Source organism: Mesorhizobium sp. M4A.F.Ca.ET.050.02.1.1, assembly GCF_003997725.1.
In the GTDB taxonomy this organism is placed as follows: domain Bacteria; phylum Pseudomonadota; class Alphaproteobacteria; order Rhizobiales; family Rhizobiaceae; genus Mesorhizobium.
On record NZ_RZSG01000025.1, the window covers coordinates 16,733 to 23,596 of the forward strand.

Annotated in this window: 7 protein-coding genes and 1 pseudogene; all 8 read left to right on the top strand. The window is 65.5% G+C overall.

Annotated features, from left to right (window positions below; translation table 11 throughout):
• Positions 1-277 (top strand): annotated as a pseudogene (locus tag EOA33_RS40215) (hypothetical protein); the annotation flags it as partial.
• Positions 277-771: a ribosomal protein S18-alanine N-acetyltransferase gene (gene rimI / locus EOA33_RS03955; protein ID WP_127282749.1), complete on the top strand. Its 495-nt coding sequence runs from the start codon at positions 277-279 to the stop codon at positions 769-771. The pseudogene EOA33_RS40215 and the gene rimI, both read left to right, overlap by 1 nt.
• Positions 772-798: 27 nt before the next feature.
• Positions 799-1,599: a 1-acyl-sn-glycerol-3-phosphate acyltransferase gene (locus tag EOA33_RS03960; protein ID WP_127404990.1), complete on the top strand. Its 801-nt coding sequence runs from the start codon at positions 799-801 to the stop codon at positions 1,597-1,599.
• Between the two features lie 82 nt (positions 1,600-1,681).
• Positions 1,682-3,088 (top strand): tRNA (N6-isopentenyl adenosine(37)-C2)-methylthiotransferase MiaB, encoded by a 1,407-nt coding sequence (miaB, locus tag EOA33_RS03965; RefSeq protein ID WP_127404991.1) that lies wholly within the window; start codon positions 1,682-1,684, stop codon positions 3,086-3,088.
• A 79-nt stretch (positions 3,089-3,167) separates the two neighbouring features.
• Positions 3,168-4,217, top strand: coding sequence for a PhoH family protein (locus EOA33_RS03970; protein ID WP_126056677.1), 1,050 nt, complete (start codon positions 3,168-3,170; stop codon positions 4,215-4,217).
• Between the two features lie 12 nt (positions 4,218-4,229).
• A complete protein-coding gene (gene ybeY, locus EOA33_RS03975) occupies positions 4,230-4,724 on the top strand; it encodes an rRNA maturation RNase YbeY (RefSeq protein ID WP_126056676.1) in 495 nt (164 codons plus the stop codon).
• A 27-nt stretch (positions 4,725-4,751) separates the two neighbouring features.
• Complete coding sequence (locus EOA33_RS03980; RefSeq protein ID WP_127404992.1) at positions 4,752-5,825, top strand: hemolysin family protein; 1,074 nt, start codon at positions 4,752-4,754, stop codon at positions 5,823-5,825.
• Between the two features lie 137 nt (positions 5,826-5,962).
• Positions 5,963-6,864: apolipoprotein N-acyltransferase (lnt, locus tag EOA33_RS03985; RefSeq protein ID WP_127404993.1), on the top strand; the 902-nt coding region annotated here is incomplete at its 3' end.

Sequence of the window (6,864 nt, forward strand, 5' to 3'; positions counted from 1 at the left end):
GACGTCCACCGTGCTGGCCGGCACCGCCGCGGAGAAGATCGCCGCCTCGGCCGGCCGCGCCTTCGACATCGGGCCGACCGGCGCCACTGCCGACATCGCCGTCTATGCCCGGCTGGCCGCTGAAAAGGGCGTGGGCGACAAGCCCAAGCCGCTCTATCTGCGCGGCGCCGATGCCAAGCCGCAGGCCGGTTTCATTCTTCCAAGACAAGACCATGATCCCAAAAAGCGGGCCCCGGTTTTTGGGCAAGATCATGGTCCGGAAGGAAAAAAGAGCTGATGCGCATCCCCTTTTTTCAGCCGCGCCGCAGGGACTATGCGCTTCAGCCGCTGACGGTTGCCGACAGCGAGGCTGTCTCGGTGCTGCATCAGGAGGACTTTGTGCGGCCGTGGAGCGACGGCGAGTTCGCGGCTTTGCTCGAACAGGACACCGTATTCGGCTATGCCGCGCGCGAAACCGGACAGGGCGGCAAGCCACCAGTCGGCTTCGTGCTGGCGCGGCTGGCGGCAGGCGAGGGCGAGATTCTCACCGTAGCCGTCGCCCGCTCCCACCGCCGCCAGGGGCTTGGCTGGCAATTGATGGACGCGGTGCTGCGCGAATTGCACGCGCAACGAGCCGAGGCGCTGTTCCTCGAGGTCGACGAGACCAATGTCGCGGCCATCGCGCTCTACCGGCGGCTCGGCTTCCGTGAGGTCGGCAAGCGCGCCAACTACTACAGATCGCCCGAGCGCGGCCCGACCGGCGCGCTTGTCATGCGCCGCGATCTTCGCTAGCGACACGCCGGGACAGGGCCTGCGCTGATGATCAAGAAATTACGGATTTTCCTGGCGCTTGGTCTGGTCGTCGCCGGCTCGCTGGTCCTGGTGCCGCTGCAGATCCTGTCGATGAAGACCGGGCTGTGGCCGGAAACCCTCATCCTCAAGATCTGGCACCGGATGATCGCCAGGGCGCTCGGCCTGCGCATCCACGTCAAGGGCGCGCTGTCGGCCAGGCGCCCCTTGCTGGTCGCGTCCAACCACATCTCCTGGACCGACATCATGGTGCTCGGCTCCAGGGTCGACGTGAAGTTCATCGCCCGCGCCGACATGGCGAACTGGCCGATGATCGGCATGCTGTCGAAGCTGCAGCGCACCGTCTTCATCGAGCGCGAGCGCAAGCGCAGCTCGGGCGACCAGGCCAGCGAGATCGCCGGCCGCATGGCCAATGGCGACGCCATGGTGCTGTTCGCCGAAGGCTCGACCGGCGACGGCAACCTGCTTTTGCCCTTCAAGAGCACGCTGTTCGGCGCCGCCTCGATGGCGATTTCGGAAGGGGCGACGGAGGCAGTGTTCATCCAGCCGGTGGCGATCGTCTACACCAGGCTGCATGGCGTGCCGCTCGGCCGCCGCCACCGGCCGATCGCCGCCTGGATCGGCGACGAGGACCTGATGCCGCATCTCAAGGTGCTGCTCGCCGAAGGCGCGCTCGATGTCGAGCTGCATTTCGGCGAGCCGATTGCCTTCTCCAAGGGCTCGAACCGCAAGGAGACGGCAAAGCTGATGGAAAGCCGGGTGCGCGAGATGGTGCAGGCGGCGCTTGCCGAGCCGCGCCCGAGCCGCTGACGCGCCCCCGCGCGTCCGGGACACGTCGCCAGGGCGCAGAATCGTCTGTTTTTTGTCCCTGAAAGGCGTTAGAAGCCGCCCGATGGACCTGAACACGACAGAACGGAACGATATCGGCATCGCTGCCGACAGCCTGGCTGCCCCTCCGGCGGCGAAGAAAGTCTTCGTCAAGACCTATGGCTGCCAGATGAACGTGTACGACTCGCAGCGCATGACCGATGCGCTGGCGGCGGACGGCTATGTCGCGACCGATATTGTCGATGATGCCGACCTGGTCCTGCTCAACACCTGCCACATCCGGGAAAAGGCGGCGGAAAAAGTCTATTCCGAGCTTGGCCGCATTCGCGACATGAAAGCTGAACGGGCCGGGATGGGACGTGAGCTGCTGATCGGCGTCGCCGGCTGCGTGGCGCAGGCCGAAGGCGCCGAGATCATCCGCCGCGCGCCGGCCGTCGATCTGGTCATCGGTCCGCAGACCTACCACCGGCTGCCCGACGTGTTGGCAAGGGTGCGTGGCGGCGAGAAGATCGTCGAGACCGACTATGCCGTCGAGGACAAGTTCGAGCACCTGCCGCAGCCGAAGCGCGCCGAGGTCGCCAAGCGCGGCGTCACCGCCTTTCTCACGGTGCAGGAAGGTTGCGACAAGTTCTGCACCTTCTGCGTCGTGCCCTACACGCGCGGCTCGGAAGTCTCGCGGCCGGTGGCGCAGATCGTCGCCGAGGCCGAGCGCCTGGCGGAAGCCGGCGTGCGTGAAGTGACGCTGCTTGGCCAGAACGTCAACGCCTGGCACGGCGAGGGCGAAGGCGGCGAGGAGTGGGGGCTTGGCCGCCTGCTGTCTAGGTTGGCCGAGATTCCTGGCCTGGCGCGGTTGCGCTACACCACCAGCCATCCGCGCGACATGGATGATGAATTGATCGCCGCCCACCGAGACCTGCCGGCGCTGATGCCCTATCTGCATCTGCCGGTGCAGTCGGGTTCGGACCGCATCCTGAAGGCGATGAACCGCAGGCATACGGCGCGCGACTATCTGGCGCTCATCGATCGCATCCGCGCCGCGCGCGGCGACATCGCCATGTCCGGCGATTTCATCGTCGGCTTTCCCGGCGAGACGGAAGCCGATTTCGAAGCGACCATGCAGCTGGTGCGCGAGGTCAACTATGCCTCGGCCTTCTCATTCAAATATTCGCCGCGTCCAGGCACGCCAGGCGCCGAAATGGCCGGCCACCTGCCGGAATCCGTCAAGGACGAGCGCCTGCAGCGCCTGCAGGCGCTACTCCTGGAGCAGCAGCAGGGTTTCGGCGCGAGCCTTGTCGGCAGGACCATCGATACGCTGATCGAGAAGCCGGGCCGCCAGGCCGGCCAGAAGGTCGGCCGCTCGCCCTGGCTGCAGCCGGTTATTGTTGATGAAAAGGCCGGCGAAATCGGTGACATTATCGAGGTACGAATCACAAGGACGGGCTACAATAGCCTGTTCGCCGAGTTGGCCTGATGCATGTCGCCCAAAAGTGCCCGCGGGTTTGGGACAACGACATGCATAGCCACAAGCCTCGGCAGATGAGGAGAGACGGTTGAGCGCTGCTGAACTGAAGAACTTGCCCCCGAACCAGGCATCCGGGGCTTCCGACATGGCGCACATCGTTCTGACCTTCGACAACAACAAGCTTGCCAGCGCCCTGTATGGCCAGTTCGACGAAAACTTGGCCAGGCTCGAGCAGAAGTTGGGCGTTGACATCCGCTCGCGCGGCAATCAGCTGACCATCAAGGGCTCGGCCTCTGCCGCCGAGCAGGCGCGCCGCGCGCTCGACAACCTCTACGGCATTCTCCAGAAGGGCGTCGACATCGGTCAGTCCGACGTCGACGGCGCCGTGCGCATGGCGATCGCCGCCGACGACCAACTGACGTTGCCGACGCTGGAGCGCAAGGGCAAGATGTCCGCCGCTCAGATAGCGACGCGCAAGAAGACGATCTATGCCCGCTCGCTCAACCAGGACGCCTATATGCGCGCGCTGGAGCGCTCCGAGCTCGTCTTCGGCATCGGCCCGGCCGGCACCGGCAAGACCTATCTGGCGGTGGCGCATGCCGCCATGCTGCTCGAACGCGGCATGGTCGAGCGCATCGTGCTGTCGCGGCCGGCGGTCGAAGCCGGCGAGCGGCTGGGCTTCCTGCCCGGCGACATGAAGGAGAAGGTCGATCCATATCTGCGGCCGCTCTACGACGCGCTTTACGACATGATGCCGGCCGACAAGGTCGAGCGGGCGATCGCCGCCGAAGTGATCGAGATCGCGCCGCTGGCCTTCATGCGCGGCCGCACCTTGGCGCACGCCGCTGTCATCCTCGACGAAGCGCAGAACACCACGCCGATGCAGATGAAGATGTTCCTCACCCGTCTCGGGGAGAATTCGCGCATGATCGTCACCGGCGATCCGACCCAGATCGACCTACCGCCGAACACCAAGTCCGGCCTTGTGGAGGCGCTCCGCATCCTCGACGGCGTAACCGGCATGGTGACGGTACGCTTCAACGAGGGCGACGTCGTCAGGCATCCGCTGGTCGCCGAGATCGTCAAGGCCTATGACCGGGACGGCAAACTGGCCAGGGGCCTGGGCGCGGAAAGCTGACGAAAAAGCCGCATGGCTGAAGACAGGAAACCCGGCGGCCTGCCCGTCGACATCGATATTTCGATTGAGGCCGGCGACTGGCCCGATGAGATGGCGCTGACGCGCCTGGTCGATCGCGCCGCAGCTGCCGCCTTTGCCGAAACCGGCATCGAGGGCGCTTCCGAGCTGAGCATCGTCTTTGCCGACGACGCTCATATCCGCGAGCTCAACGCCGGCTGGCGCGGCAAGGACAACCCGACCAACGTCTTGTCTTTCCCTGCCTTTCCGCTATCGAAGGACGGTCCGCTGCCGCCGATGCTGGGCGATATCGTGCTCGCCGCCGAGACAGTCGCACGGGAAGCGGCACTGGAAGACAAGCCCGTGGCGAACCATATCACCCATCTCGTCATCCATGGCCTGCTGCATTTGCTGGGCTACGATCACGAGACCGACGCCGAGGCCGAGGAGATGGAAGCGATCGAGCGCGCCGCGCTTGCGAGGCTTGCCATTCCCGATCCCTACGCGTAACTAAAAAGACCAATTGACCGGACGACGATGAACGACAAACCAGAGACTGCCGCCCGCCCCGACGCCGGCAGTGCGGCCAAGCCTTCCGAAAAGACGGAAGAGGGCTCGAGTCCGAGTACCACGACCGGCAGCATCGCCAGCGAGCCATCGCCTGCCGGTCCTTCCCTGTTCGATCGCGTGCTTGGCCTGTTCAGGCAGCGTAACGGAACCAGCCTGCGCGAGGAGATAGCGGACGCGCTGGCCGAAACGGCGAGCGACGCCGGCGCCTTCTCGCCCGGCGAGCGCGCCATGCTCAACAACATCCTGCGCCTGCGCGAGGTGCGCGTCGAGGACGTCATGGTGCCTCGCGCCGATATCGAGGCGGTCGAGATCACGACGACGCTGGGCGATCTTCTCGGCGTTTTCGAACAGTCCGGCCATTCCCGTATGCCGGTCTATTCGGAGACGCTCGACGACCCGCGCGGCATGGTCCATATCCGCGACGTGCTGGCCCACATCACCAAGCTGGCTCGCGTCAAGAAGGGACGCACCAGCCGCAAGACCCCGGCGGCGACGCTTCTCGACCTCGCCCAGGTCGATCTCGCCCGCACCATCGGCGAGCTCAACCTGATCCGCCCGGTGCTGTTCGTACCGCCCTCCATGCTCGCTTCCGACCTGATGGGGAGGATGCAGACAACGCGCACCCAGATGGCGCTGGTGATCGACGAGTATGGCGGCACCGACGGTCTCGCCTCTCTGGAAGACATCGTCGAGATGGTGGTCGGCGACATCGAGGACGAACATGACGACGACGAGCCGATGATCACCCAGACCGGCGAGGGCAACTTCATCGTCGATGGCAAGGCCGAGATCGACGAGGTCGCCAAGATGATCGGCGAGGATTTCACTGCCGGCGAGCATGGCGAATATGTCGACACCATCGGTGGCATGATCTTCAACACGCTGGGCCGGGTGCCTGCCCGCGGCGAGGTGGTGCAGGCCATCCCCGGCTTCGAATTCCACGTGCTCGACGCCGATCCGCGCCGCGTCAAGCGCGTGCGCATCGTGCAGATCCAGAAGGGCGAGCGCCGCCGCCGCACCGCCCGCGCCGAGCAGGCCTGAAATCTGCCCCCATGATCTCAGCATCGAGGGCTGGCACAGGTAACACAGATAACATCAGATTGCGCTTATCGATGTTTGGAGCGCGGACCGCGGCCTGATAAATCTTTTGCCGTGATTCGCGCGACTCGGAAGCCTGTATGCAGCGCCTGGCCGGCCGGATAATTCTGCTGTGGGGGTGGCGGCGGGCGCTGGTGGCGTTTCTCGCCGGAGCGCTGGCGGTCCTCGCCCAGGCGCCCTACGATTTCTTCGCCGTCTGCTTCATCTCGTTTCCGCTGCTGGTCTGGCTGATCGATGGCGCGACCGGCGAAGCCTCCGATGGCTGGCTGGGGCGGCTGAAACCAGCCTTCGCCATCGGTTGGTGGTTCGGTTTCGGCTATTTCCTCGCCGGCCTGTGGTGGATCGGCCAGGCGCTGCTGGTCGAAGCCGACAGCTTCGCCTGGGCCTTGCCCTTCGCGGTGGTCGGCATCCCCTTCGCGCTCGCATTCTTCTACGGTTTCGCCACGGTCGTGGCACGGCTGCTCTGGAGCAACGACATCGGCCGCATCGCCGCGCTCGCCTTCGGCTTCGGCCTGACGGAATGGCTGCGCGACTTCCTGTTCACCGGCTTTCCGTGGAATGCCATCGGCTATGCGGCGATGCCGGTGCCGTTGCTGATGCAGAGCGTCTCGGTGACCGGCATGATCGGCATGAACACGCTCGCCGTCTTCGTCTTTTCGCTGCCCGCTCTCGTCGCGGCGCGCCGCCAGCTTCGCCTGGGTTTCGCGCTGCTCATACTGCTTGTCGCCGCCCATGTCGGCTTCGGCCATGCCAGGCTCGCCGCCCGGGTCGAGCCGGCGACCCGTTCGGTCGATGTCCGCATCGTGCAGCCGGATGTCGACCTCAGCGAAAAATGGGACGCTTCGGTTCGCGACCGCATCTTCGCCACCTTGCTCGGCCTGTCGGGAAAGGCGCCAGAATCCGGCCATGCCAAGCCGCAGCTGATCCTGTGGCCGGAGACCTCGGTGCCGTTCCTCTTCACCGAGCGTCCGGACGCGCTGAC